This window comes from Sphingobium anseongense (assembly GCF_037725245.1).
In the GTDB taxonomy this organism is placed as follows: Bacteria; Pseudomonadota; Alphaproteobacteria; order Sphingomonadales; family Sphingomonadaceae; genus Sphingobium.
Genome location: NZ_JBBJUL010000004.1, coordinates 1 through 24178, shown reverse-complemented (window position 1 = coordinate 24178; position 24178 = coordinate 1). Strand labels below are relative to the sequence as shown.

The 24178-nt window shown below is 58.1% G+C and carries 20 protein-coding genes and 5 pseudogenes; 17 read left to right on the top strand and 8 right to left on the bottom strand.

The annotated features are described in order from the left end of the window. Nucleotides 1–205: 205 nt before the first annotated feature. From WG908_RS06480 to WG908_RS06460, 5 genes and pseudogenes are all read left to right on the top strand, one after another. Nucleotides 206–329, top strand: a pseudogene (locus WG908_RS06480) (transposase); the annotation flags it as partial. A 902-nt stretch (nucleotides 330–1231) separates the two neighbouring features. Continuing rightward, nucleotides 1232–1804 carry an RNA polymerase sigma factor gene (locus tag WG908_RS06475; protein ID WP_340185764.1) on the top strand — a complete coding sequence of 191 codons (573 nt, stop codon included), beginning with the start codon at nucleotides 1232–1234 and terminating at the stop codon, nucleotides 1802–1804. Beyond that, on the top strand, nucleotides 1801–2802 hold the full coding sequence (locus WG908_RS06470) for a FecR family protein (RefSeq protein WP_340185763.1): 1002 nt from the start codon (nucleotides 1801–1803) through the stop codon (nucleotides 2800–2802). Before WG908_RS06475 ends, WG908_RS06470 begins: the two co-directional genes overlap by 4 nt. A gap of 82 nt (nucleotides 2803–2884) precedes the next feature. Further along, nucleotides 2885–5518, top strand: coding sequence for a TonB-dependent receptor (locus WG908_RS06465; RefSeq protein ID WP_340185762.1), 2634 nt, complete (start codon nucleotides 2885–2887; stop codon nucleotides 5516–5518). Between the two features lie 113 nt (nucleotides 5519–5631). After that, nucleotides 5632–6681 carry a tyrosine-protein phosphatase gene (locus tag WG908_RS06460; protein ID WP_340185761.1) on the top strand — a complete coding sequence of 350 codons (1050 nt, stop codon included), beginning with the start codon at nucleotides 5632–5634 and terminating at the stop codon, nucleotides 6679–6681. 9 nt (nucleotides 6682–6690) lie between these two features. On the opposite strand, the pseudogene WG908_RS06455 reads toward WG908_RS06460, so the two are convergent. Then, nucleotides 6691–7424, bottom strand: a pseudogene (locus WG908_RS06455) (IS5 family transposase). A 142-nt stretch (nucleotides 7425–7566) separates the two neighbouring features. Here WG908_RS06455 and WG908_RS06450 point away from each other — a divergent pair. Then, a complete protein-coding gene (locus WG908_RS06450; RefSeq protein ID WP_340185754.1) occupies nucleotides 7567–7902 on the top strand; it encodes a DUF8220 family protein in 336 nt (111 codons plus the stop codon). A 189-nt stretch (nucleotides 7903–8091) separates the two neighbouring features. Next, the gene (locus WG908_RS06445; RefSeq protein ID WP_340186050.1) at nucleotides 8092–8502 is read left to right on the top strand and encodes an EAL domain-containing protein; all 411 of its coding nucleotides are present in this window, start codon (nucleotides 8092–8094) and stop codon (nucleotides 8500–8502) included. Here WG908_RS06445 and WG908_RS06440 read toward each other — a convergent pair. Then, nucleotides 8438–8701 (bottom strand): annotated as a pseudogene (locus tag WG908_RS06440) (IS21 family transposase); the annotation flags it as partial. The gene WG908_RS06445 and the pseudogene WG908_RS06440 sit on opposite strands and share 65 nt — an antisense overlap. 141 nt (nucleotides 8702–8842) lie before the next feature. On the opposite strand from WG908_RS06440, the gene WG908_RS06435 reads away from it, so the two are divergent. From WG908_RS06435 to WG908_RS06415, 5 genes and pseudogenes are all read left to right on the top strand, one after another. After that, the gene (locus WG908_RS06435) at nucleotides 8843–12049 is read left to right on the top strand and encodes a TonB-dependent receptor (protein ID WP_340185760.1); all 3207 of its coding nucleotides are present in this window, start codon (nucleotides 8843–8845) and stop codon (nucleotides 12047–12049) included. Nucleotides 12050–12171: 122 nt separating this feature from the next. Further along, a complete protein-coding gene (locus WG908_RS06430) occupies nucleotides 12172–13383 on the top strand; it encodes an NHL repeat-containing protein (protein WP_340185759.1) in 1212 nt (403 codons plus the stop codon). Nucleotides 13384–13528: 145 nt separating this feature from the next. Further along, nucleotides 13529–14086, top strand: coding sequence for an RNA polymerase sigma factor (locus WG908_RS06425; RefSeq protein ID WP_340185758.1), 558 nt, complete (start codon nucleotides 13529–13531; stop codon nucleotides 14084–14086). Nucleotides 14087–14195: 109 nt separating this feature from the next. Next, entirely contained in the window at nucleotides 14196–15095 is a 900-nt protein-coding gene (locus WG908_RS06420) for a FecR family protein (RefSeq protein WP_340185757.1), read from the top strand. Nucleotides 15096–15587: 492 nt separating this feature from the next. Further along, nucleotides 15588–15899, top strand: a pseudogene (locus tag WG908_RS06415) (IS66 family transposase); the annotation flags it as partial. 57 nt (nucleotides 15900–15956) lie between these two features. Here the strand turns inward: WG908_RS06415 and WG908_RS06410 are convergent. After that, nucleotides 15957–16376 carry a hypothetical protein gene (locus tag WG908_RS06410; RefSeq protein WP_340185756.1) on the bottom strand — a complete coding sequence of 140 codons (420 nt, stop codon included), beginning with the start codon at nucleotides 16374–16376 and terminating at the stop codon, nucleotides 15957–15959. Between the two features lie 373 nt (nucleotides 16377–16749). Here WG908_RS06410 and WG908_RS06405 point away from each other — a divergent pair, with 373 nt between their 5' ends. Further along, on the top strand, nucleotides 16750–17394 hold the full coding sequence (locus WG908_RS06405; RefSeq protein ID WP_340185755.1) for a UPF0149 family protein: 645 nt from the start codon (nucleotides 16750–16752) through the stop codon (nucleotides 17392–17394). 30 nt (nucleotides 17395–17424) lie between these two features. Here the strand turns inward: WG908_RS06405 and WG908_RS06400 are convergent. After that, nucleotides 17425–18158, bottom strand: a pseudogene (locus WG908_RS06400) (IS5 family transposase). A gap of 142 nt (nucleotides 18159–18300) precedes the next feature. Between WG908_RS06400 and WG908_RS06395 the strand changes: the two are divergent. Then, the gene (locus WG908_RS06395; protein ID WP_340185754.1) at nucleotides 18301–18636 is read left to right on the top strand and encodes a DUF8220 family protein; all 336 of its coding nucleotides are present in this window, start codon (nucleotides 18301–18303) and stop codon (nucleotides 18634–18636) included. Nucleotides 18637–18690: 54 nt separating this feature from the next. Here WG908_RS06395 and WG908_RS06390 read toward each other — a convergent pair whose 3' ends face one another. Together WG908_RS06390 and WG908_RS06385 are read right to left on the bottom strand one after the other, a co-directional pair. Continuing rightward, nucleotides 18691–18948 (bottom strand): hypothetical protein, encoded by a 258-nt coding sequence (locus tag WG908_RS06390; RefSeq protein WP_340185753.1) that lies wholly within the window; start codon nucleotides 18946–18948, stop codon nucleotides 18691–18693. 375 nt (nucleotides 18949–19323) lie between these two features. Further along, entirely contained in the window at nucleotides 19324–19563 is a 240-nt protein-coding gene (locus tag WG908_RS06385; RefSeq protein ID WP_340185752.1) for a hypothetical protein, read from the bottom strand. Between the two features lie 178 nt (nucleotides 19564–19741). Between WG908_RS06385 and WG908_RS06380 the strand changes: the two genes are divergently transcribed. Continuing rightward, the gene (locus WG908_RS06380) at nucleotides 19742–20125 is read left to right on the top strand and encodes a hypothetical protein (RefSeq protein ID WP_340185751.1); all 384 of its coding nucleotides are present in this window, start codon (nucleotides 19742–19744) and stop codon (nucleotides 20123–20125) included. A gap of 15 nt (nucleotides 20126–20140) precedes the next feature. On the opposite strand, the gene WG908_RS06375 is transcribed toward WG908_RS06380, so the two are convergent. Further along, complete coding sequence (locus WG908_RS06375) at nucleotides 20141–20410, bottom strand: hypothetical protein (RefSeq protein WP_340185750.1); 270 nt, start codon at nucleotides 20408–20410, stop codon at nucleotides 20141–20143. 506 nt (nucleotides 20411–20916) lie between these two features. On the opposite strand from WG908_RS06375, the gene WG908_RS06370 reads away from it, so the two are divergent. Further along, nucleotides 20917–21285, top strand: a complete 369-nt coding sequence (locus WG908_RS06370) for a hypothetical protein (RefSeq protein ID WP_340185749.1) — start codon at nucleotides 20917–20919, stop codon at nucleotides 21283–21285. Further along, entirely contained in the window at nucleotides 21282–22826 is a 1545-nt protein-coding gene (locus tag WG908_RS06365) for a relaxase/mobilization nuclease domain-containing protein (protein WP_340185748.1), read from the top strand. Before WG908_RS06370 ends, WG908_RS06365 begins: the two co-directional genes overlap by 4 nt. 48 nt (nucleotides 22827–22874) lie before the next feature. On the opposite strand, the gene WG908_RS06360 is transcribed toward WG908_RS06365, so the two are convergent. Next, nucleotides 22875–24178, bottom strand: a 1304-nt coding sequence (locus WG908_RS06360; RefSeq protein WP_340185747.1) for an ApeA N-terminal domain 1-containing protein, incomplete at its 5' end; no start/stop codon positions are given.

The following is a 24178-nucleotide window of genomic DNA, read 5'->3' as shown; positions in this document are numbered from 1 at the left end:
CGGTTCAGTTTGAATTTGACCACACCGCATCCGCCAGTGAGCGGGCCGCTTCCGTCATATCGGCAATCGCTTCCGGCGCGGTGTCGCCCGATGTTGGTCGGCAGATACTGGAGGCCGTCAATGAAGCGCCCCGGGTTTTCTGGACTTGTAACGGTTTTGCGCCGGTCACCTGAGCGATTAAAGCTCGCAACAGGAGACCGACGAGATGATCAAGCATACAGAAGAGTTCAAGCAGGAGGCGGTGCGGATCGCACTGACCAGCGGGTTGCCGCGCGACCGGGTTGCATCGGATTTGGGTATCGGCAAGTCGACGTTGGGCAAGTGGGTGTCGCAGTACCGGCCCAGTGATCTGGTTTCAGCGCCGCAGGCAGATCTTGAACCGCCCCGGGATTGTCGGAGGCCCTAACTCCTGAGAGGAAGGGTCTACGATGAGCAAGACGACGAACAAGTTTGCACCGGAGGTTCGTGAGCGGGCAGTCCGCATGGTGCTGGATCACGAGGGCGACTATTTGCTCAATTGCTCGATGTGCTGTCTGTCAGGGGACAGGCAGCTATGCTCATTCACCAGCGGAAACCGGACAGTCTGAAATCGGACAGTCTGAAATCGGACATCCTTACATGGCTACGTTGAGTAAGCGGACAGACTGCACCTGAGAATGGAAAATCGGTGCGTGAACGTCGTATAAGGGTCGGCAGCCGCCTAACCGTTATCAGCATATGCGCCGCCGCCAGTTAGTCCTGCCTCGAGAAATGGGATGGGCTCTGCGGTTCTACCAGCGCCGCGCTCACGATTGTATCGCCGTTGCAGGCTATCGATCCGGTCAATCGTTCGCTGAATCCGGTGCCCACTTTCTCAGTCGGGCACAACTTCAGCCATTCGTCCCGCTTCATCACCGGCACCGCGACCTCCACCCACTGCTATGCAGCTTGATCTGCCACGAGATGGAGATCGCCCCCCCCCTCCCGCCCCACGCACCACCCACTGGGACGCCCCGGCTTCAATCCCAAAAGCACACAAACAAGGCAATCCCCCGGCCTGAGCCTGGAGGTATTTATTCTTTGATTTCAGACATTTACCTATGGAAAGGGTGGTGCCGCTTAGGTGACTCGAACACCTGACCCCATCATTACGAAGGCAAGGGACAGCTTATGAAAAAGCGATATAACATACGGGAAATTCACTCCGCACTGTCATTAGCAGTGTGACGTGGATCAGAGGTCTGGATAGGGAATGGTGACCAATGCGGCCTTGAACGCATGGTTTTGCCGTGAGGTGCTGCCGCGTGAGCCTGTTCTTACCCGGTTTATCAGCCGCCACTGGCGCTCGTCGGACGAGCTTCTTGATATCCGCCAAGATGTCTACGAACGTGTGCTGCTCGGCGCAAATCGCACACTGCCCGACCTAGCTGGCCCTTATATATTCACAGTCGCTCGCAATGTCATGATCAACCGAGCACGACGGGCCAAAATCATCAAGATCGACCTGGTGGCCGAACTGGAGCAGGTTGTGCCCGACATAGACTGGCTGACCCCGGCCCGCCACGTCGAGGCGCGAGAGGAACTCAGGCGGGTCCAGGCCGGTCTCGACGTTCTTCCTCCCAGATGTCGCGAAGTGTTGCGCCTCCGAAAAGTGGAGGGGCTCAGCACGCAAGAGGTTTCCCAACAGCTGGGGATCGGCATCGACGCGGTAGAAAAGCAGATGACTTTGGGAATGCGCGCCCTGATCGACTTCATGCATGGCGGCGACGGACGAGTGCAACGACCAAGCCGCGCGCGGACAATCAAGCATGGACCAGTTTCATGACCCATCCTTCGAGTCTTGAACAAGAAGCCGCACTCTTCCTGGTGCGCAGTCAGGAGCCGGGCTGGTCGGACGCCGATCAGCGCGAACTTGACCTATGGCTTGAACAGTCTATGGCGCACAAGGCCGCCTTCTGGCGACTTCAGGACGGTGGCGCCCGGGTCGACCGTCACCTGGCCTCGGCGCTCGCACAGGAAGAGCCAGATAGTGGCTTTCCTGATTGGCTGCGGGGGCGTTTTCAGATCACCTTTAGCCGACCCGTGACATTCCTGCGACGCCCGACCCTCCTGGCGGCGAGCCTTATGGCCATGTCCGTCGCCGGATATCTCGCCCTTACGGCTCCAGAGCCGCGGCCGAAATATACCCAGCATATGACGAAATTTGGCCAGATCGGAAAGCTCGCGCTCGCCGATGGCAGCCAGGTTGAACTTAATACCGAGAGTGAGGTGCGTATCGCCAACTCGCGTGCCGAACGCACGCTCTGGCTCGAACGAGGCGAGGCCTATTTCGAAGTTGCCAAAGACAAGGGCCGCCTCTTCGTCGTGCACGCGGGATCGCGGAGCGTGACCGTCCTCGGCACGAAGTTCGCGGTTCGTCGCCAAGGAAATGACATCACGGTATCGGTCCTGGAGGGAAGAGTTCGTGTCACGCCTGGGCCAGGGCCAGACGCAGGCTCGACAACGCTCATCGCCGGCGAGATCGCCGCCACCGACGGGCAGTCGATGCTGGTTAGCGCCGACAGGCTCGCACAGATCCGAAAGAACTTGTCATGGCGCTTTTCGATGCTGGCATTCGACAATATCAGCCTGCGCGAGGCGGCGGCGCAGTTCAACCGCTACAATATTCGACAGCTGGCGATCGAAGGTCTCGGCGCGCAAAATCAGCGTATCAGCGGATCGTTCAGAATCAACAATGTGGAGGGGTTTGCCGACCTTCTTGAGCAGGCCTACGGACTCGAGGTCAGGCGCCTGAAGAATAGAATCGAAATTAATGCGCGGTGAGACATCCGGGATTCGTCCGCTCGTTTGTCCCTATGAATGAGCAGTAAGAGGACTGCGATATGAAAATCGAGGGGTGGGACAAATGGGCAACAAGTTCCTGATCGCGATGCTAGGCGGCGTCTCGATATTGCCGATATCATCGCAGGCGGAAGCGCAGGCGCAGGCCCAGGGGCAAGAGCATACCCAAACGCAGCAATTCAATATTCCCGCAGGCAACCTAAAACGAGCGCTCGACCTTTACTGCGAGCAGACCAGTATTCAGCTGATCTATCGCCCTGACGAGGTCGCGAAGGGGCGAAGTGCGGGCGCCTCTGGACTTATGAGTCGGGAAGCAGGGTTGATCGCTTTACTGGCCGGCTCCGGGTTCCAACAGCATCAGGGCAATTCGGGCGCTATCGCGATCGTGCCCAGCCGAGCCAGCGCCGCAGCAGCAACCTTCCAACGAACCGTACTGGCTCAAGAGGATCCGGTCCGCCCGGTTGCGGCGGCAAACCCGGATCAGGAAGGCATCGCGGACATCATCGTCACCGCGCAGAAGCGAGCAGAGAATCTGCAGGATACGCCTATTTCCATGGTGGCGCTCGGCTCTGATGCGCTTGAGCAAAAGGGCGTCGGATCGATGAACGATCTGTTCGCGGGAGCCGTCCCCTCGCTGCGGATTGTGCCCTTTTTTGGCCGGTCGTCTGCGGTGTCAATCGGGATGCGAGGCATGGTTCCGGTCGATGCGACCCAGATTACCCGAGATCCAACCTTGGGCGTGTATATGGACGGCGTTTATCTGGGCCGGGTCCAGGGATTGGGTATGGAACTGGCGGATATTGAGCGCATTGAAATTTTGCGCGGACCGCAGGGCACTTTATTCGGACGGAACACGATCGGCGGCGCCATCAGCATCGTTTCAAAGAAGCCGACCGGCGAGTGGGGGGGAGTAATCAAGGCCAGCATCGGAAATCGAAACGGTCGTCGCTTCGCTGCACACGTCAATCTGCCGGAGGTGGCCAATCTAAGCGTCAAGCTGGACGCGGTCTATGATGCGCGCGATGGCTGGGTAAAAAATCCGCTCACGCGAGCGGACGTGCCCGCAGACTACAAGATCGGAGGAGTCCCCTATTCATTCGCGGATATCAATTCCGATTTCGGTGACGTCAAACGCTACGGCTTTCGAGCCTCTGCACTCTTCACGCCCACACCGGACATATCATTGCTTTATGCGTTTGATTGGTCGCGCGACAAATCCGCTGGCGGCTATGCGCATATAAATGCGACGACACAAACCGTCATCCCGGCCGTGTTCGCGGCACGCGACGCCGGGCGGGCGTCGATCAGCCGGATCGGTGCGCCGCTGCTTCCGAGCACGGCGCGGACCCAAGGGCATAGCCTGACGGGGGAATGGCACTTCAGCGACGGGCTCACGCTGCGATCTATTTCAGGATGGCGAAGGCTGAACGGCGATCAATGGGATCAGGATGCGGGCGGGCTCAGCCGCTGGGACAGGGCAGCGCAGGGCCGGCTGGGCTTTGCCAATGTCTCTCAACGGCAGTTCAGCGAAGAACTCCAGCTCGTCGGCGATGTCGGTAATCTCAAGTTCGTCCTCGGCACCTATTATTTCAACGAGTTCGGCCGTGATACCGCCACGACGTTCCGGACCCTGATGCTGAATGCCACGGGTACGGGCGTTACGCTGCTCAACCCCGCAACCACAAGCAACACAGTAGGTGGGGTCCCCAACCGGCTTCAGGACCGGGCATCCGAGGCCAGAACGAAGTCAAAAGCGGCATTCGCCCAGATGACGTGGTCGCCCTCGTCACTCGAAAACCGCCTTCATCTCACAATTGGTGGGCGATACACGGATGACCACAAGAGCGGTAGACTGACATACCTGCTTGGTGCTCCCATTGACACGCTAAGCTTCGTCTTCAACTCGAAACGCTTTGATCCGATGGTTACGGTGGCATGGGATTTTACCGACGACATAAATACGTATGCCAAATATGGTCGCGCTTATCGTGCTGGCGGCGCCAACACACGGTCGGCGATTCTGCGAAAATTCGGGGAAGAGGAACTGACCTCATGGGAAGCTGGACTGAAGGCGGACCTCTTCGATCGCCGCGCCCGGCTGAACGTCGCTTTATATACGAGCGATCTGAAAGATGCTCAGGTGGACTTCACTAATCCCGCAAACCCGTCTGCAACCGAAACGTTGAATACGCCTGGATCGACCAAGGTGAAGGGGGCAGAAGTCGATATAACGCTGGCGCCGACACGAGCAGTTTCGATTGGACTCAACTACGTTTTCACTGACTTCAAAAAGCGCGCCGTCGTCAACCCATTTTCGAATCTGGTCCAATTTCTCAGCATTGCGTACACGCCCCGACATTCCTACTCTGGGTCGGTCGACTATAAGATAGGCGAAACCCCGATCGGCAAGCCGCGTCTGCATATCGACGCCAACAATGTCGGCGGCTACTTTTCGAATGCGGTCCCATCCAGCGATCCGACCAAGAATGCGCGAACATGGATCATCGACGGCAGGCTGTCTCTTTCCGAGATCCCGCTGTTAGGGGGAAATTACGAAATCGCGGTCTGGGCGAAGAATTTGACTAACCGGACCTATCAGCAGCAGGACTTTCTATCGCCCACCGGCCCGGGTACCAACTTCGTAACCTACTATAACGCTCCCCGGACCTTCGGGGTGGAACTGCAGGCCCGTTTCTAGATGTCCTTCTCGACGGTGGAACCTTTCAACATTGCGGCGTAGCGTTGCCCCCGCACCGGCACGCCGACAATGTGAAGCATACAGCAATTTCAGCGCATGTTGGGAGTGAACTAATGGCATTTTGGAAGCTCGTCACCTTGCTGGGCTGCGCCACGGCTGCACCGGCAGCCGCGATCGAGGACGCCAATGTGGTTCGCCTTGATCGAGATCGGCTGACTGTACACTGGCACGATGCCGACCCGGTGGACGTCTACGTCAGCGAGTCTCCGATCCTCGCGCGGGGGGCCAAACCCATGTTTCGGGGAAGCCGCGCCGGGGAAGCGACGTGGTCCGCCCAAGCAGGACAGCGGCGATACATTGTGCTGCGCGACCGAGGCGACGGCAGTTTGACCGTCGTCGCCGAACGGCTTCTGCCTCTTGAGCAAGGGAGCAACTTCCGCGACATCGGAGGATACCGGGGTGCGGGAGGCAAGACAGTCCGATGGGGCAAGATCTACCGATCCGGCGCTCTGCCCGTGCTGACGAACCAAGATTATAGGCTACTCGGCGGGCTTGGCATCGATACCATCGTGGACTTGAGGGCCAATGAAGAGCGGGAGGTCGCCCCCGACCAGCTGGACGACCGAACAGGCGCGCTCTTCATCAGCAACGATTATTCTATCGTACCGCTGATGAAGCAGTTTGCCGGCGGAGACGTCGATGCGATGTATGCAGGCTTAGAGATAATCCTGAGGCCTCAACTGCGGTCCTTGTTCAAGCGTCTGCTTGCGGGGGAGGGAGCGACGTTAGTTCATTGTTCAGCTGGCCAGGATCGTACCGGCATCGCCGTGTCGTTGATTCTTTCAGCGCTGGGAGTCGATCGCAGGACGATTATCGAGGATTATCACCTTTCAACCAGCAGCCGCAGGCCGCAATGGGAAATGCCCAAACTCGATTTGGTCGCATATCCTGGCAATCCGATCGTGCAACGTTATGCTGTGGCTGTAGCAGAACCCGGCGGGATAGAGGCAAAGCCCCTTTACAACCAGAGCGGGCAGTCACATCTTGTCCAATTCCTCGCTTACATGGACAAAACCTATGGCAGTATACCCGACTATCTCAATAAAGAATTGGCTTTGGGATCATCTGATATTGCAAAGCTTAGAGCGCGTTACCTGAGGTGATAGAAGACTTTAGGCGGCATGGACAAATTTGAGCCAGTATCTGGCTGTGGCGATATGGACCATGCCGAGGAAGCTATTGGCGAGCTGATCGTAGCGCGTTGCGATGGCGCGGTTAATCTTGAGCTGGCCGAACATGCGTTCGATGCGATTGCGCTGCTTGTAGAGCGTCCGTTCATAGTCGATTTTCACGCGGCGGTTTGATCGGCCGGGGATGACGGCCTTGATGTTTCGTTCGGCAAGGTCGGCGCGGATGGCGTCGGCGTCATAGCCCTTGTCGGCAAGCAAGGCGTCGGGTGTGCGCTCGGGCAAACCGATCAGGGCATCATATGCCTTGCAATCAGCTGCCTCGCCGACCGTCAGATGGAAGGCGAGTGGTCGTCCGAGGGCATCAGCCAGGCAGTGAAGCTTACTGGTGAACCCGCCCCGCGAGCGGCCAAGAGCGCGTCGATGAGTCCCCCTTTTCCGCCCGCTGCCGAGACGTGGGCGCGAACGGTGGTACTGTCGATGCTGTAGTGGCCGCTATCCGCCATGACCTCGGCCAGTGTCACTGCCACGGTCTCCCAGACCCCGGCCTCGCTCCATCGCCGGAACCTCCGATAGATGGTGTTCCAACTTCCATACTTGGGCGGAACGTCGCGCCACGGAGCGCCGCACCGAAGCCGCCAGAGGATGCCGTTGATGATTGAGCGGTTCTGTTCGGGACGTCTACCTCGGCCACGGTTCTCAGGCTCGATCGGCAGCAAGCCCTTCAGAATACGCCATTCCGCTCCAGTGAGATCGCCCCGGCTCAAGCCTGCCTCCAAAAGGCAGCCTTGAATCAATGCTTTCTCCCCACGTCAATCAGGTTCGGTTGCCGATGGTCCTATCCGCTGCCAAAACGCCCTTATGAAGAACATCCAGATCATTGACGGTGCGGTGAATGCTACCTTCAGCGTGTTCCAGGCGACTGCGGAAGAGTTCGAAGCGATCTTTCCGGATGGGCGCGACATGGAACTAGTCGAAGACCTGATCGACCGGCTTGGGGAAGACGCTGCAGGGGCGGTGATGGCGTTGCTCTGGGACCGCCCGATCCTCAAGCGAGATGCGCTCGGCATTCACGGCACCCTGTTTTACGACAATGAGGATCGGCGAGCCCACATCCCGCCGTCAAAGCGTGAAGTCGATTGGCAGAGCGGCTCGGTCAACCAAGCGCAGCGAGACCTGTTCGCCAAGCATCGCTAATTTGTCCACGCCGCCTAGAATGTCTACAATGGGCGGCCGAGGCATGCCTGTTTCAGCCAACCTACCGTGGCGCATGGAAGGCCGACGTGCAGGCATTACATGGCGCGGGCCTGAGCGATGAGAAGATCTACTATGTGATCGAAACGGCCGGGGTGCTCAACCTGACCAATCGCAGGGGCGGGCTTTGGCTTGCGCCGCCGCGAAGTCCTGGGAGATCGAGATGCTCTCGGTAAACGTATCGGCCGTTCAATTGCGCACCCCAACTTTGCCGCGATCGTACTGGCCATTCTTCAGCACACGGGGCTTGATCCGCATAAGCTGGAGCTGGAGATCACCGAAACCTGCTTCATCGAGAACGCTGCAGCGTGCGGCCCGAATATAGCAACACTGCGGGCACAGGGAGGCCGGATCGCGCTGGATGACTTTGGTATGCCGATTCCGATGAAGCCGCCCCTCGTTTCCGAGATGATTGCGTCCCCTTGTTCCGAGATGATGTCGCTCCCCGGAGCTTGGCCAGGAAGCGGGCGTAGCGTCCGTTGCCGCGCGCCAATGCCAGGCTGGCGAACTGCTTTGGCACGCGCTGATACAGGCAGGCCTTGATCACCGCGACCTTCGCATTGTCGGGCACGAACAGCGCCGGCGCGCCACCGAATGCCTCCAGCGCCCGCACATACGCGGCGATCCAGTCGGGCAGCGTCTCGGTCCAGCTCGCCTCGGCATAGGACAGGCTCGACGCGCCCAGCACCGCCACGAAGATATGTGCATCGCGGAGCTCGCCGGTCAGCCGGTCAACCACCACCGCGGCAAATAATATTCCTTTATAATACAATATCTTGCTTATAATCGCCAATTTTGTTGCTGATGCCGGTTCGCATAATGGCGACGGTCGCGTCTTCGTTGATAGCTCCCGGATAAGGGAGTGTGAAGCGGGAGAGGTTTTATGAAGCGTTTTTACGCGCCATCGCGTCGTGGCTTAGCGATAGCAGCGTCGGCAGCAGCAATAGTTGCGGCCATGCCGGCGCATGCTGAAGAGCGCGCGCAGATAGTGCCGGTCAGGATCGCGGCAACAAACCTGGATGACGGCCTCAGCCAATTTATCGCCCAGACGCGGCAGCAGATATTATATTCGCCGGCATTGCTGAAGGGTAAGCGGTCCGCACGGCTTAACGGACGGTTTACCGCCGATCAGGCGCTGGCGATGCTACTGCGCGGATCAGGTCTGCGCCATCGCCGCACGCCGAGCGGTGCATTTGTGCTGGTGCCCGAAGAAACACAGGATGCGCCAGAGCGACCGGAAACCGCACCCGTTCCTCCTCCGGTGGCCCAAGCGCTCCCCTCCGAGGAAAGCGACATCGTCGTAACCGGCAGCCGACTGAGCGGTGGTGGCTTTTCCGCGCCGACACCGGTGAGCACATTCAATGCGGCTCAGTTGGCAAACCGTTCCGCGAACAAGGTTTCCGATGCGCTCAACCAGCTCCCTCAATTAAGAGGATCCACCAGCGCCAGCCAGGTCGCCAATACGTCTGCTTCCACCGGGACCAACGGCCAGAACCTTCTGAACATGCGCAATCTGGGCGCATCCCGGACTCTGATCCTTCTCGATGGTAACCGGTTGCCGATAACGAACAACGCAGGATCTACAGACACCAACATTCTCCCGCAGGCCCTCATCAAGCGCGTGGATGTCGTGACGGGTGGTGCGTCGGCAAGCTACGGCTCCGATGCTGTTGCCGGCGTCGTCAACTTCATTCTCGATACCCGTTTCGAAGGGCTCAAGGGCAATGTAAACGGCGGCATCACTACCTATGGCGACAATGCGAGCATCAATGCGTCACTCGTCTACGGACGCGCCTTCGCCGACGATCGCGGGCGGGTGATCGCGAGCGCGGAATATTATCATGAAGATGCCGTAGGATATTCCAACCAGCCCAATGGTCGAAGCTGGTTCGATAACCCGACCGGCGTTTATCTCAATCCGGTCTCGGGGGCGCGGCCTCGGCTCATCGTGGTTCCCAATCTGCGCGCGCCAACCGCCAGCACAGGAGGCCTGATCACTTCGGGGCCACTTCGCGGTCAGCAATTTGGTCCTAACGGCGTCCTTCTGCCCTTCGATGGCGGGACCACGCCCACCGGTTCCTCGACAGGCGGCGGCGACGGGCCGAGACGACTGCCGCAGCTGACGCCGCGACAGAGCCGGATCAACCTGTTCTCACACGGCGAATTCGACCTGAGCGACGACGTGACGATCTTCGCAGAGGGACTTTACAGCCGGGCAAATTCTTACAACGTCACCTTTCCGAACTACAGTTATCTGTCTTCAAGCCAGTTCACGATATTCCGGGGCAACGCCTATCTTCCCGCCGCCGTGGTCTCGATGTTCGACGCGAATCCGACCCTCCAATCCTTTACGGTCGGCCGATTTTCCGATGACATAACGCCCATTACGAATATCGCTAAAACATGGATAGCGCGCGCATCGGCTGGTATCAAAGGTCATGTCGGCAAGTGGGGCTTCGACACCAGCTTCAGCTACAGCCATGTCGATCAGCAACTCGATCGCGTACAAATTATCAACCGTAACCTGTATGCCGCTGCCGATGCTGTCGTGAATCCCGCCAACGGACAGATCGTCTGCCGATCCAATCTCGCGGGGCTGGATCCAGATTGCGCTCCGATGAACATTTTCGGCAACGGCTCGGTCAGTGCCGCAGCCAATGATTATGTGACGGGCCGAAACAAGGGTCACTCTACGCTCAAGCAGGCTGCGTTCAATGCCAATGTGCGCGGCGACCTGGGCGAAGATTTCAATTTGGGCGCTGGGCCGATCAAGGTGGCCCTGGGCGTGGCGTATCGCCGTGAGACCTCCAAGCTTGAAGTCGATCCCCTGTCGAACACATTCGTCAATTGCACGGGGGTTCGGGGATGCCCCGCGGCCATGAACACCGGCACTTTATATGGCGGTTATCTGTCCTATAATCCGTCGCCTGCGTCGGGTGTTGTCACAGCCACAGAAGGCTATGTGGAACTCGGCGTGCCGGTCCTGAAAGATCTGCAAGTCGGCAGTTTTTCGCTTGCTCGACGGCTTGATCTGACCCTCGCAGCCCGGGCGACCGACTATAATCTCAGTGGTCTTACCTATTCCTGGAAGCTGGGCGGTAATTGGCAGGTCAACGATGACGTTCGCCTTCGATACACACGGTCCCGCGACATACGGGCTCCCAACACATCGGAACTGTTCAGCGGGGGCCAGACCATCGCAAGCCAGTTCGTCCTGCCTGGGTCATCCGCAGTCTTTCCGGGTTCTTCCTATCTCGTTCCCGTCCGCATCCGCATGGGGATCGGAAATCCCAATCTAGAACCTGAAAAAAGCACGACGACGACCTTTGGGGGCGTCGTAAAGCCGTCATGGCTGCCGGGCCTTCAAGTATCGCTCGATTATTACAAGATCAAGATCAAGGATGCGATCGCCCAGCCGAACACCCTTGCCATCATCGATGGGTGCTACACCGGGAATCAGGCATTTTGCAATCTGATCACGCTGAACAATGGCGCTACACCAATCACAAGCACGACGCAGATTCTTCCCGGCTCGGTGGGCGTCACGATAAGGTCGACGCCATCGAACATCGCTACGATCAGCAATTCCGGCCTCGATTTCGAACTGGCCTACCAACATGGTCTTGGCCGGGGAACTTTGGCCGCCAGCATCCTCGGCAATTACCTGTTGTCTGCATCAAACTCCACATTTGTCGCCGCCAATTCGAAAATCGTGGGCGGTCTTGAAGAGACGTTTTCCGCTCCCCGCTGGGGCGCGTCTTTTTCAATGGAGTATAGCGACAACAAATATTCGCTGTTCGTCCAGGAGCGCCTGATATCGAAGGGCACCAGAAACCCGAACTTCGTGGAAGGCATCGACATCGCTACTAATTCCGTACCGATGGTGGCCTACACCGATATAATGGCATCTTATAAATTTGGATCTTTCATGGGCAGTCAAAATGTACTCTATTTCGGCATTAACAACGCCTTCAACAGAAAGCCACCTAACACGCTGACTATTGTTTCTAATAGCGCGACAGTTACAAATTATTCATTATATGATGTGCTTGGCAGGCGCTTCACCCTGGGCCTTCGCTTCAAGATATAGCCTAAAATAGTTTGTCTGCGCTGAGCGGTTGGTCATTGCGCAATTAATAGGAGAGATACATGTCACATCGACTACGGCACGGCGTAAGCCCCAAGCGCATTCTCATCGATGGGGGCCTTGCAGTGGCGATCGCGCTGGGCGGGACCGGAACGCTATTGAGCAGCAGCGCCGTAAATGCGCAGACGCCTGCCGTAGAGATGCAGGCCGCTAAAGTAACCGCACCCCGGTTCGAAGTCGATCCGGCATGGCCCAAGCCTCTTCCCAATCATTGGATACTCGGTCAAGCTGTGGGTGTCTCGGTAGATGCAGACGAGCATATCTGGATTGTTCATCGCGGTTCACCCACCCTTGGGGCCCCGGAAAAGTTCCTCGAAACGAAAGATGCCGAATGCTGCGCCGCCGCGCCGCCGGTGCTGGAATTCGACCAGGCCGGCAACCTGCTGCGCCATTGGGGCGGGCCAGGCGAAGGGTTTGAGTGGCCCGACGGGATGCACAGCATTTACGTGGACCATAAAGGTAATGTCTGGCTCGGCGGATCCGGCGCTGCCGACGCGCACATCCTGAAATTCACCAAGGACGGCAAGTTCCTGATGCAGGTCGGCAAGAAGGGCGCCCGTCGCTCGTCAGGCGCGCTGCCCGACAGCTCAGAGGGCGCCGCCCCTGGCTTCGCCGCAGACAGCAGCGATCAGATCAGCTTCGGCAGCGTCGCAAAGATCATGGTCGACCCCAAGACGAACGAGGCGTACATCGCCGATGGATATCTCAATAAACGTCTTGTTGTGATTGATGCGGATACCGGCAAATTCAAGCGTTACTGGGGTGCCTATGGTAACAAGCCCGACGACAAGCCCATGCCGAACTATGATCCGGCAGAGCCCATCCCCCAGCAATTCCGTAAACCGGTACACTGCGTTGGCATGTCCGTCGATCGGCTCATCTATGTCTGCGATCGTTCCAATGACAGGCTCCAGGTTTTCACGCCGGAGGGAAAATTCGTCAAAGAAGCATTCTTTGATCGCAACACCAAGGGTGCAGGCTCAGTTTGGGATATCGCGTTTTCGCGGGATGCTCAGCAGCGCTACATCTACATGGCGGATGGCTCCAACAACAAGATCAGAGTGATTGATCGCAAGACGCTGGCGGTCGTGACCCAGTTCGGCGACGGCGGGCGTCAGCCTGGGCAATTCTATGGTGTGCACAGCATTGCGACGGATGCGAAGGGCAATATCTACACGACCGAGACCTGGGAAGGGAAACGGCTCCAGCGCTTCAACTATAAGGGGATCGGTGCCGTGCCAGTGCGGCAAGGGATCGTGTGGCCGGCCGTGCGCTAAATTCAAACGTCGACTTATTTTGGTCGGGCGTCCATGCTTGGACGCCCGCACAGTGCCACTTGACAATTAAGCAGGCATTTGAATGAGTAGCGCGATCCCTGTACGTGCTGGACGAAAGATTATATAAAGCCTGGCGGGAGGGATGATGGCCGTTAGCGATCTGGCGAGGGGTGTTCACGACACGGGCGACATGGATCGTCAAGGTCTGCTCGCCGCGTTGGCGAAGCGGTATTCCACGCCACTAGCCCGTTTCTTCGAACGTCGCGTCCGCGATCGGCAGGATGTGGCCGATCTCGTCCAGGAGGTTTTCTTGCGGCTTAGCGCCCTCCCGAACCCCATGGCGATTAAAGAGCCCGAGCATTATCTCTTCGTAACAGCGGCCAGCGCCCTGTTGGACAAGGTGAGGCGCGACGTAGTCCGACATGCCTCGAACCATGTGGAATTCGACGAGAAGCTGCTTCAGGGGTCGGATCTGACGCCGCTGCGCGTCCTGGAGGGAAGAGAAGCGATCGTGCACCTGCGCGCGGCACTGCTGGAACTGCCGGAGCGAACGCGGGACATCTTCGTCCTGCGCATATTCGAGGAATGCCGCATGGATGATATCGCCGCAGCCGTCGGCATTTCCCGCCGAGCCACGGAAAAACATTATGTCCGTGCGCTCGCCCATGTTGCCCAGGCGCTGGGAGACTGGCATTATCGCTAGGAAAACGCCCCTAACGTCCGACGAGGCGGCTGCCCACTGGCATTGGCGCTTTACCCAGGGACTGGACGCGCGCGGTGAGATCGAGTTTGAGCGCTGGCGGGATGCGGACATGGCGAACGCCGCGGCTTATGCCAGGGTCGCCGCAAAGCATGATGATATCCGCGCTTTGGCCGATACGCCGGAAATGCTGTCGCTACGACACCAAACTCTCGCACGGCTCGCCGTTCGACGGCGGTCGCGCCTCGCGATCGCTCCCCTAGTTGTGGCTGCGTTCGCCATGCTGATCGCCGGACTCGGCGCCTATGAATATTACCGGCCGAGTGCGGCCCCGTCGCGATTGGCAACAGCGGATTCCGATATCGGGGGGGCACAGGTCTTCCAGACCGCTATCGGCCAGCGGACGATGCTTACTCTCGGCGACGGCTCGCGAGTGATGCTCAACTCGTCAAGTCGGGTGCAAGTGGCTTATACCCGGCGAGAACGAAGGCTGACGCTGATCGACGGGCAGGCCTGGTTCGAAGTCGCCCGACATCAGCCCCGTCCCTTTGTCGTTTATGCTGGCGGGTTACGCGTGGAGGCCCATGGAACCGCGTTCGACGTGCGCATCATGAAAGGCCTGACCGAGGTGATGCTGGCCGAGGGCAAGGTGACGGTTGCCTCGCAGCGCGGCGCCGGGGGCGACGCGCGCATCGGGATGAACCCTCGCCAACTCGTGATCGCGTCCGCCACGGGGATGACCGTGCGCCAGGTGGATCCCGACGCGTGGCGCAACTGGCGTGAGGGCGTAGTGAGGCTGGATAATATTCCGCTGTCACAAGCCGTCGCGGAGATGAATCGCTACAGCAAAACCCGTTTGCAAGTAGCGAACGAGGCGACCGGGAAGATCGCGATAAGCGGCGCTTTTCATGCCGGGGCCACCACTGCATTCCTGGAAGCGCTTGAGATGGGGTTTCATGTGCATGGACGGAAAACGGCAGAAGAAACAATCGTTCTGACCAAAGCGCAATAGTTCGGAACCCGTGAGCCCTCGAAAGGCCGGTGCTGTTATCTTCGGCAGGACGGCTGGAGTGAGAATCTCACATTTGACATTCGCGGCAGAGGTAAGCGTGGCCTATAGTTGCGACTGACATGATAGCGGGCAGCAATGGCGCCGATCTTGTCGCGCGCGATTCCGACACGTTCTATAATTGGAGTTGAGGCAGAGACTGTCTGACAATCCTGCTGAGAGTGCTTTCTGGCCAGCGGTTACTTCCAATGGTCGAGACCGGAAGCTTACCTACACAGCGACCTGACGCCCGCCGATTCTGCTGGGCGGCTTGTGCACCTCCGCCCCGTATGGGCACGATGACAACCCCGGCCTTCAGTTACGACTGGAGAAAACGGGAGCACGTCACTTCGAGCATACTGGCTTGCAGCTTTCTCCCCATGTCAGAAATCCATGAGGGGAAATCCTTTTCACCTTCATATCCGTAAGTGTGGCCTGCCGGCCGCCTTGCGCGGCCCCAAATATAGCTGCCGGTCGTGCGAGAAGATCGTACAGGCGCCCGCGCCGGTAAAGGCGATCGCCCGGGGCAAGGCGACTTTCGGCACGCTGGCCCATGTCGTCGTCTCCAAGTTCGACCATCACCTTCCGCTGTACCGCCAGGCTGAGATCATGGCCGCGCAGGGCATCGAGATCGACCGCTCGACGCTGGCAGGCTGGGTCGGGCAAGCATCCGTGCTGCTCGACCCGATCATCAGCCGTATCCGGGAGGTCGGGCTGACAGCCTCGAAGATCCATACCGACGATACGCCGGTCCCCATGCTCGATCCAGCACCGCCGCGATGATGGATGCTTTGATCATGCTATGATTCCTTGTGATGATGAGGTTCACTTCCAGACCGCTTCGACAAAGGCGCGACAGGCTGAGCGGGCGTTCATGATGTTGTGGCCGACCGATACGCGCAGGGTCTGTTCGTTGATCGGCTGGATTTCCCGGCCCCGGCTCTTGGCTTCTTCGCAGGCGCGCGTCGTGGCGATCGATCGGCATGCCACCAACCGCGCGTCGGCTTCCGGCACGAACTGGTAGCGGGAGTAGCGCAGATCGACGCTGAAGCCGGTCGCGGTGTCCTTGATGGTGGACTTAGCATTCTTGTCACCGCCGGCCGCCAAAGGCTTCGAAACATCGGCGGGTGTGGTGCAGGCGCTGACGAGCGCCAGACACAGTAAGGGTGTCATCTTCTTCATGGTGTTTTCCTCAGACATGGGAATGGAGCCGCGCCCGGTCGGGAACGGCTGAACAGGCAGCATCGCTATTGTGTCATTGCCCTCGCCCCCACGCCTGGAGAGCGACCTTCGGCTTCACCCTCGCGTCGCCCTATGTACCTCTCGGAGCGACGGCCGAAGCCGGATGTTCAGAACCCGCTGAGACAACGAGCGCGCGCACCTTTACCGTTGCCGGCTGGACATACGTGTACGCCACCCGGCCCCAGAAAATCTGGCGACCGAGTTGTCTCAAGAGGGGTTCTGACGCCCCACCTTCCGGCTTTCACGGAAGGCACGGCGGTTTTGGCTGGGTTAGGGCAGCTTCGCAATAGGCGTTTGCTGCGGCCTATTCATTATAAGGTGGTCCTCCGCGCGTGTTCCCGATGACGAAGGTTTCCCGGCGCGATAAGAAGGCCGAATGAATCAGCCCGCTTCCTATCTCGATGAATTGGACCAACTGCTGTTCGACATGTCGGAAGAAGGCATGTTGCTGTCAGAATTGGACGGCTATCTGACCGGCCTGATCGTCAGCCCTGATCTGGTGCCGCAATCACAATGGCTCAAACCCATCTGGGGCGATGCGCAACCGGCGTTCGCAGATGCGGAGGCACTGCAGCGGTTCCTCGACCTCGTGATGCAGCACTATAACGAGATACTGGGCAGCCTTGATCGGCCGGGCGAATACGAACCGATCTTGGAAACCGACACGATGACTGGTGAGACATTGTGGGAACTATGGATCGACGGCTTCACGAAAGCCATGAAGTTGGCCCCGGGTGGGTGGAACCGGGTTCGAGCGAGCGACGACGAAGCACCGAAAACCGCCATCATTGGCATTTCTACGCTGGCAGCGATCAATGATGGTCGCGCAGACTTTACGGAAGATGAGGAAGATCGCTGGGACGGCGAAGCGGCAGACCTAATCCCTATGTGGGTTCAGATGCTGCATGAATGGCGACTTGAGAACGACCGGCATAAGCCTGCATCCGCCAAAGTTGGCCGGAACGATCCCTGCCCATGCGGATCGGGCAAAAAATACAAAAAATGCTGCGGGCTGAACTGACGCGGCTGCCCTGCACACAATGACAGCAGATTAGGCGGCGTGGACAAATTTGAGCCAGTATCTGGCTGTGGCGATATGGACCATGCCGAGGAAGCTATTGGCGAGCTGATCGTAGCGCGTTGCGATGGCGCGGTTAATCTTGAGCTGGCCGAACATGCGTTCGATGCGATTGCGCTGCTTGTAGAGCGTCCGTTCATAGTCGATTTTCACGCGGCGGTTTGATCGGCCGGGGATGACGGCCTTGATGTTTCGTTCGGCAAGGTCGGCGCGGATGGCGTCGGCGTCATAGCCCTTGTCGGCAAGCAAGGCGTCGGGTGTGCGCTCGGGCAAACCGATCAGGGCATCATATGCCTTGCAATCAGCTGCCTCGCCGACCGTCAGATGGAAGGCGAGTGGTCGTCCGAGGGCATCAGCCAGGCAGTGAAGCTTACTGGTGAACCCGCCCCGCGAGCGGCCAAGAGCGCGTCGATGAGTCCCCCTTTTCCGCCCGCTGCCGAGACGTGGGCGCGAACGGTGGTACTGTCGATGCTGTAGTGGCCGCTATCCGCCATGACCTCGGCCAGTGTCACTGCCACGGTCTCCCAGACCCCGGCCTCGCTCCATCGCCGGAACCTCCGATAGATGGTGTTCCAACTTCCATACTTGGGCGGAACGTCGCGCCACGGAGCGCCGCACCGAAGCCGCCAGAGGATGCCGTTGATGATTGAGCGGTTCTGTTCGGGACGTCTACCTCGGCCACGGTTCTCAGGCTCGATCGGCAGCAAGCCCTTCAGAATACGCCATTCCGCTCCAGTGAGATCGCCCCGGCTCAAGCCTGCCTCCAAAAGGCAGCCTTGAATCAATGCTTTCTCCCCACGTCAATCAGGTTCGGTTGCCGATGGTCCTATCCGCTGCCAAAACGCCCTTATGAAGAACATCCAGATCATTGACGGTGCGGTGAATGCTACCTTCAGCGTGTTCCAGGCGACTGCGGAAGAGTTCGAAGCGATCTTTCCGGATGGGCGCGACATGGAACTAGTCGAAGACCTGATCGACCGGCTTGGGGAAGACGCTGCAGGGGCGGTGATGGCGTTGCTCTGGGACCGCCCGATCCTCAAGCGAGATGCGCTCGGCATTCACGGCACCCTGTTTTACGACAATGAGGATCGGCGAGCCCACATCCCGCCGTCAAAGCGTGAAGTCGATTGGCAGAGCGGCTCGGTCAACCAAGCGCAGCGAGACCTGTTCGCCAAGCATCGCTAATTTGTCCACGCCGCCTAGGCTCGGCAACGGCAATCATGGGCGGATTTCAGACCGTCAGTTTTTGGTGATGACCGGCGATAGCGGACGATGCGCGGGATAAATCGTTTGGCGATAATCGCCCACAGTAGCGGACTCGCACCATAGCGTATAACCAACGGCTATGCGGTTATTTGCCATCATTTCACTTTCAAGCCTCACAGCACTGGCGGCATGCAAACCGACCGTCGAGGTGCCGAGCGAAAGTCGGGTAGTAATGCTCACCGGTTCGCCGGCACAGGTTATTTGTCGTGTGAAGATGGCAGCACGGAACACTGGATTGAGCTTTCATTACGGTCACAACCAGACAAATGACATCATATCCTTTCGTCTGATTGGGAACGACTACGAGATCGAAGCCGTAAATTTCACCGGAACATCGAAATATGATGTTCGCATGTATGATCGAGCTAAGGACAGTGCGGCTCGGCTCTCAGCGAAGCAGCGATTTGTCGCGCTTATAGGCGACTTGAAACGCAGTGATCCATCCTGCCGGATCGCCAGCTAACCACCAGATTCGTTCCTCAGCTTTCTACGTGCCTTCTGAATGAATGGCAGGTTTCAGGGAAGAGAATGATCTGCCTGAAACGTCCACAAATGGTCGCTTGAGGCAGCAATGGTGCGTCGGGATGCGGCGGTTTTCGGGCCGCATCACTCCTTCTTGGTGAGATAAAACGTCCAGCAAATAATCGCAATCGCGAGCCAAATCATTGCCCCGTAGAACAATGCGGCTATCGTTTCAAAGGGATGCCAAGATACCAATTCATGTTCGCCTAGTGCAATTCTGAAAGTTAGCCAAGCAAAGCTGCGGCCAACTGCAAAGGCCATACACATGGGCATGATCCATCCCACTGAACCCAATATCACCAACATTCTCAGCCAAGTCTTCATGCGCTCTTGATAACTGAAAGCGGCCTGTCTGCAACTGGCGAGCAAAAATCAGGGGATGAACGGCAACAAATGGTCGCTTCGAGACCGGTAGCTTTTGCAGCCGAAAGCGGACAGGCGGCTGACAGGTTGGTCCGCGCTGGGCGGCGATGAAGGGTGGATTGCGGAATGGCGGCTTCTGATGGACATCCATACATTAGCTGACGTACGACGGCCTTGGTATCTTTGGGAACGTCGCTCCGCCATGATTGACCCGCAGGATTTGTTCGATCGCGTCAAGCAGCTTTGGCCCGCCGAAGTCCCAATTCTAGGCAACGAACAAAACGACATTTACTGGTCGTTGGAAAAGCGATTGGGAGACGACGATTGGATGCAGATTGCCGCATGGTCGTTTCATCAGGCTCTCGAAAAATATGCTAAAGCGGCTTTTGCTCAAGGCAGAGAAACCCTGCTCACATCAGCAGTCACCGTGATCGATTTCGAGGCAAATGTGAGGGAAAATCTGAGACATGAAAGCTGGTCAGAAGACAGGCCGTTTTATGGTAGTTTAGAAACGAAGCATTAAGGCCGACTTGGTCGTTCAGCGCCGGTCGAACGCGACAGTTTCGCTTGCTGCAAATGCTGGGCTAGCGACGGCTTCATACCAATCAGCACGAAAGCCCGGCAGTGCCGACAGGTGTGCGATTAGGTCATTCCAACCTTTCGCTTCCTCATGGAATGACGAAACACGACCAGCCACTTCAACATCGCAGCAGATCAGGTCGGTCGTGATCTCGTCCCGCTTGTAGAAGAGGACGGCGTCAATATCGGCCAGAGAAAGCTGTGCAATGATGGCTGGTGTGATGATCATTGTGTTATGCTGCCTTGCGAAACGAACGTCCGCAATCAGGAAACTGAAAGGCATCCCTAAACGGCAAAAAATGGTCGATGGCCGACCGTCAGCTTTTCACGGGAGGGGGCGAACAAACCCATTCCGCCCCACGCTCCACCCACAGGGTCGCCCCGGTTTCAGGCCCAAAGGCACATAACCAAGGCAAACCCCTCCGGCCTAAGCCGAAAGGCACTTTCCCTTTGATTTCAGAAACTTCCCTACGGAAGGAGTGGTGCGCCTTGAAGGGGAAAGTTTGAACCAACTTTTCTCGACCTTGGCGGACTGGAACCAACTTTTGGCTGCTATGCCGCTGGATGCCTTGGAAGATTGCCCGACCACCGCAGGCCCGGAACCGTCCGGGCCGTGATGGCTCCGCCCTGATTCCGTAAACCCCCAAACTTCGTTTCAACCCGGCGCACCATTCCCGCGTGTTCACTCGCGCGGGAATGGTGCGCCTTTGTTTGTCGTGACCCATGCCTGAAAAAATGAAACGCGATGCTCCGCTTTCGCTGCGGCTGTCGCGTGACGAACGCGCGCGCCTTGAGCGTGACGCGGCGGGCATGAGTTTGGGCGCATATATAAAGTGGCGTTTGTTTGACCCCGACCGGCCACCGCCGCGCACGCGCGGCAAGGCCCCGGTGCGCGACCATATCCTTCTTTCGCAGCTTATGGCCCTTCTGGGCCAATCGCGCTTGTCCTCTAACGTCAATCAACTCGCCAAGGCCGCCAATAGCGGCTCCCTGCCCGTCACCCCCGAAACTGAAACTGACCTGCGTCACGCTTGCCGCGACCTCGCCGAAATGCGCCGGATGCTGATGCAGGCGCTCGGCCTCGATGCGCGAGATGCCCCATGATCATCAAGGCATCGACACGCGGCAATCCAACGGCGCTTGCGCGCCATTTGCTCAACGACCGCGACAACGACCAGATCGAACAGCATGATGTTCGCGGCTTCATGGCCGACGATGTGATGAACGCCATGCGTGAGCAGCAAGCGATGGATCAGGGCGTCAAATCCCGCCAAACCTTATTCTCCGTATCCCTTTCCCCGCCACAGGACCAGAGCGTCGATGTGTCGGTGTTCGAGAAAGCCATCGCCGACATCGAGCTTTCTGTCGGTCTGAAGGACCAGCCGCGCGTCGTGATCTTCCACGAAAAGGAAGGCAGGCGACACGCCCATGCCGTCTGGTCGCGCATTGATGCGGAGCACATGACCGTCATCCCGCTGCCCTTCTACAAGCAGCGACTCATGGCGATCTCCAAAGACATCCACCTCGAACAGGGTTGGAAGTTGCCACTAGGCTATATCGACAAGACGGAGCGTGACCCACGCAATTTCGACCTCTCGCTCTACCAGCAGGCCAAGCGTGAGGGCATTGATCCCAAGCAGTTGAAGCTGATGGCCAAGGAGGCGTCGGCGCTATCAGACAATCGCGTTTCCTTCGAGCAGGCATTGGAGGCGCGCGGGCTGTATCTCGCCAAAGGCGACAGTCGCAGCCATGTGGCGATGACCTGGCGCGGCGAGGTCATCGCACTGTCCCGGCTACTCGACAGGAAAAGCAAGGAGGTGCGGGACCGACTCGGTAGCGCCGACGACCTTCGCAGCCTCGACGATACACGCGCTTATGTCGCCGAGCATATCGCGCCGACATTGCAAAAGCTGATCGGAGAAGCCGACCGGCAGAAGGCCGAGCGGCTTGCTTCCCTCGACGCGCAGCGCATGGCGATGAAGGTCGATCATGCGGCGGAACGCCAGCGCCTCGATATGGGCCTCAGGCAGCGGCACGAGGACGAACAGCGTCAACGCGCCGAACGGATGCGTCATGGTCTTGCCGGTGTTCTCGACCGCATCACGGGCCGCTATGCGAAACTCCGCGCGGAGAATGAGCGCGAGGCGTGGGCCGCGCTCAAGCGCGACCGCGACCAACGTCAGCGACTTGTCGATGCCCAGCTTGCCGAGCGTCGCCAGCTTCAACAGCGCATCGTCGATATCTGCAAAGACCATGGCGACCGTGTCGCCGAACTGCACCGCGACCTTGCCGCGCAGCTTGTCGCCGACCGCAGCGACAAGCGTGATGCCCGACGCGCATGGCTGGAAGCGCAACAGCGCAGCGAACAGGACGACCGCTGCGATTGGCTGGAAAAGCAGCAGCGCATCAAGGATCAGGAGCGCGAACATTGGCTGGCCAGCCAGCAATCGACCACAAAGGAGGCGCTGCCCGACCGGAACGCGGATCGCCTGTCATGGCTGTTCGAACAGCAGCAGCGCTCCATGCACCGGGATACTGAACAGGCGCGGCGTGATATCGCGCCGGATTTCAATGAGCGGATTAAATCGCTCGAACAGAATAAGGACCGGGACCGTGCGGATCGCGGCCCGGATATCGAACTGTAGAGTGCCTATCGTGCCACTCCGGTTGCCGAATTTGCTCGATGCTCATTCTCAAGCCTTTCTTGCCCCCTCCCTCAGTAAGCGCAATTTCTCGGTTTGTTGACTCCATTCCAGTAGCACATCGTTGAACGGATGCGCTCCGACCGATCCCTGTGAACGCCATTGCTGGATATCCCATCCAGCATCGAGCAAATCAGATGCCGCGAAGATAAATTCGAGCACTCTGGTCAGAAATACCCTGATGTCTGGATGCTCGGCATAGCTGATGCTGGCTGGGCTCCCGTGAACATAGTGGTTTCTGCATTTGACGGCTTCGTCGGTCACGATGTCGAGATCAGGTAACGGCTTTTTGAGTGCTCTCGAGACGATATCCGCCCGGTATCTGATTTTGTCGCGTAGCGTTGGCCGTCCTATCCTACCAAGCGCCCCGAGAACGCTGTCGCGTTCCGGCGATTGGGGTAGCCGGTTAAAAATCTTTCGAGCTTCCTGCTTGGCCGAAGCTAGCTCTTCAGTCAGCGCAGTGACTTCTGGTAAGGCGTTTGCCGGAAGAATATCGAACATGTTCGCTGCCCCCACCAAGCGATCAATGGGGAAGCTTCTTTGCTGGTCAAAGCCATTTGCAAATCGAGCGCGGGCGTCAAGCCTATCAGCATCGACGGTTAGCCACCGAGCCAGCAATGAATTGAAGCCTTCCGGATCTTGAACTACGGAAGAAAGGATTTCGCTTGGGTGCGGACGCTGTTGCTCCCAATCTTTTGACCGGCTTGGGCTACGTGTCCAATAAACATCCAGCGGCTGGTCACGTTCGCTATCACCAACGTGAAGTTGCAGATTATCAATATTTTGCGGTCGACCAGCGATCAGGCTCAGGAACCGACGCAATGTGAGCACGCGATTCAATGCCTCAAAAAACTCCTGGGGTTCAGGGAACGCAACTTCAACCAGCGTCCAATTCTGGATCGCTGCAAAGCGGGGACTCGATAAGGGATTGGGGAAGGACGGGCAGTGAAAGACGCGCACGGTTCCGATGACCGTCTCGACCTGCGCAAGATCACAACGCCCAGTAAAATATATAATTTGCGGGGTTGGCCCGGTCGGGACGTCCCGGTCTACCCAACGCTTGTTAGCTTTGACAACACTTTCAATAAGTGGTTCCGGTTCGATAACGTGACCGAGAACATCGAAGTCATAAAAAATCTGATCAGCATCATCGACGTGAAACGTCAATTTCTTGATGCTGGGTTTTCCGACATCAATATGCCGATTGCCGGATAAAACATATGCCGGATAAACTTCTGCAAAAGTGTAGCTTTCTCCATTTCTCGTAGCTGATCCCATCGAACTTCGGACAAAGG

What these genes read in the sequence shown, in the direction of transcription:
- WG908_RS06405 (WP_340185755.1), top strand. Translation starts at nt 16,750, where the DNA reads ATGAATCAGCCCGCTTCCTATCTCGATGAATTGGACCAACTGCTGTTC.
- WG908_RS06465 (WP_340185762.1), top strand. Translation starts at nt 2,885, where the DNA reads ATGGGCAACAAGTTCCTGATCGCGATGCTAGGCGGCGTCTCGATATTG.
- WG908_RS06375 (WP_340185750.1), bottom strand. Translation starts at nt 20,410, where the DNA reads ATGATCATCACACCAGCCATCATTGCACAGCTTTCTCTGGCCGATATT.
- WG908_RS06475 (WP_340185764.1), top strand. Translation starts at nt 1,232, where the DNA reads ATGGTGACCAATGCGGCCTTGAACGCATGGTTTTGCCGTGAGGTGCTG.
- WG908_RS06460 (WP_340185761.1), top strand. Translation starts at nt 5,632, where the DNA reads ATGGCATTTTGGAAGCTCGTCACCTTGCTGGGCTGCGCCACGGCTGCA.
- WG908_RS06435 (WP_340185760.1), top strand. Translation starts at nt 8,843, where the DNA reads ATGAAGCGTTTTTACGCGCCATCGCGTCGTGGCTTAGCGATAGCAGCG.
- WG908_RS06385 (WP_340185752.1), bottom strand. Translation starts at nt 19,563, where the DNA reads ATGAAGACTTGGCTGAGAATGTTGGTGATATTGGGTTCAGTGGGATGG.
- WG908_RS06410 (WP_340185756.1), bottom strand. Translation starts at nt 16,376, where the DNA reads ATGCTGCCTGTTCAGCCGTTCCCGACCGGGCGCGGCTCCATTCCCATG.
- WG908_RS06370 (WP_340185749.1), top strand. Translation starts at nt 20,917, where the DNA reads ATGAAACGCGATGCTCCGCTTTCGCTGCGGCTGTCGCGTGACGAACGC.
- WG908_RS06425 (WP_340185758.1), top strand. Translation starts at nt 13,529, where the DNA reads ATGGCCGTTAGCGATCTGGCGAGGGGTGTTCACGACACGGGCGACATG.
- WG908_RS06380 (WP_340185751.1), top strand. Translation starts at nt 19,742, where the DNA reads ATGGACATCCATACATTAGCTGACGTACGACGGCCTTGGTATCTTTGG.
- WG908_RS06450 (WP_340185754.1), top strand. Translation starts at nt 7,567, where the DNA reads ATGAAGAACATCCAGATCATTGACGGTGCGGTGAATGCTACCTTCAGC.
- WG908_RS06365 (WP_340185748.1), top strand. Translation starts at nt 21,282, where the DNA reads ATGATCATCAAGGCATCGACACGCGGCAATCCAACGGCGCTTGCGCGC.
- WG908_RS06470 (WP_340185763.1), top strand. Translation starts at nt 1,801, where the DNA reads ATGACCCATCCTTCGAGTCTTGAACAAGAAGCCGCACTCTTCCTGGTG.
- WG908_RS06420 (WP_340185757.1), top strand. Translation starts at nt 14,196, where the DNA reads ATGGCGAACGCCGCGGCTTATGCCAGGGTCGCCGCAAAGCATGATGAT.
- WG908_RS06395 (WP_340185754.1), top strand. Translation starts at nt 18,301, where the DNA reads ATGAAGAACATCCAGATCATTGACGGTGCGGTGAATGCTACCTTCAGC.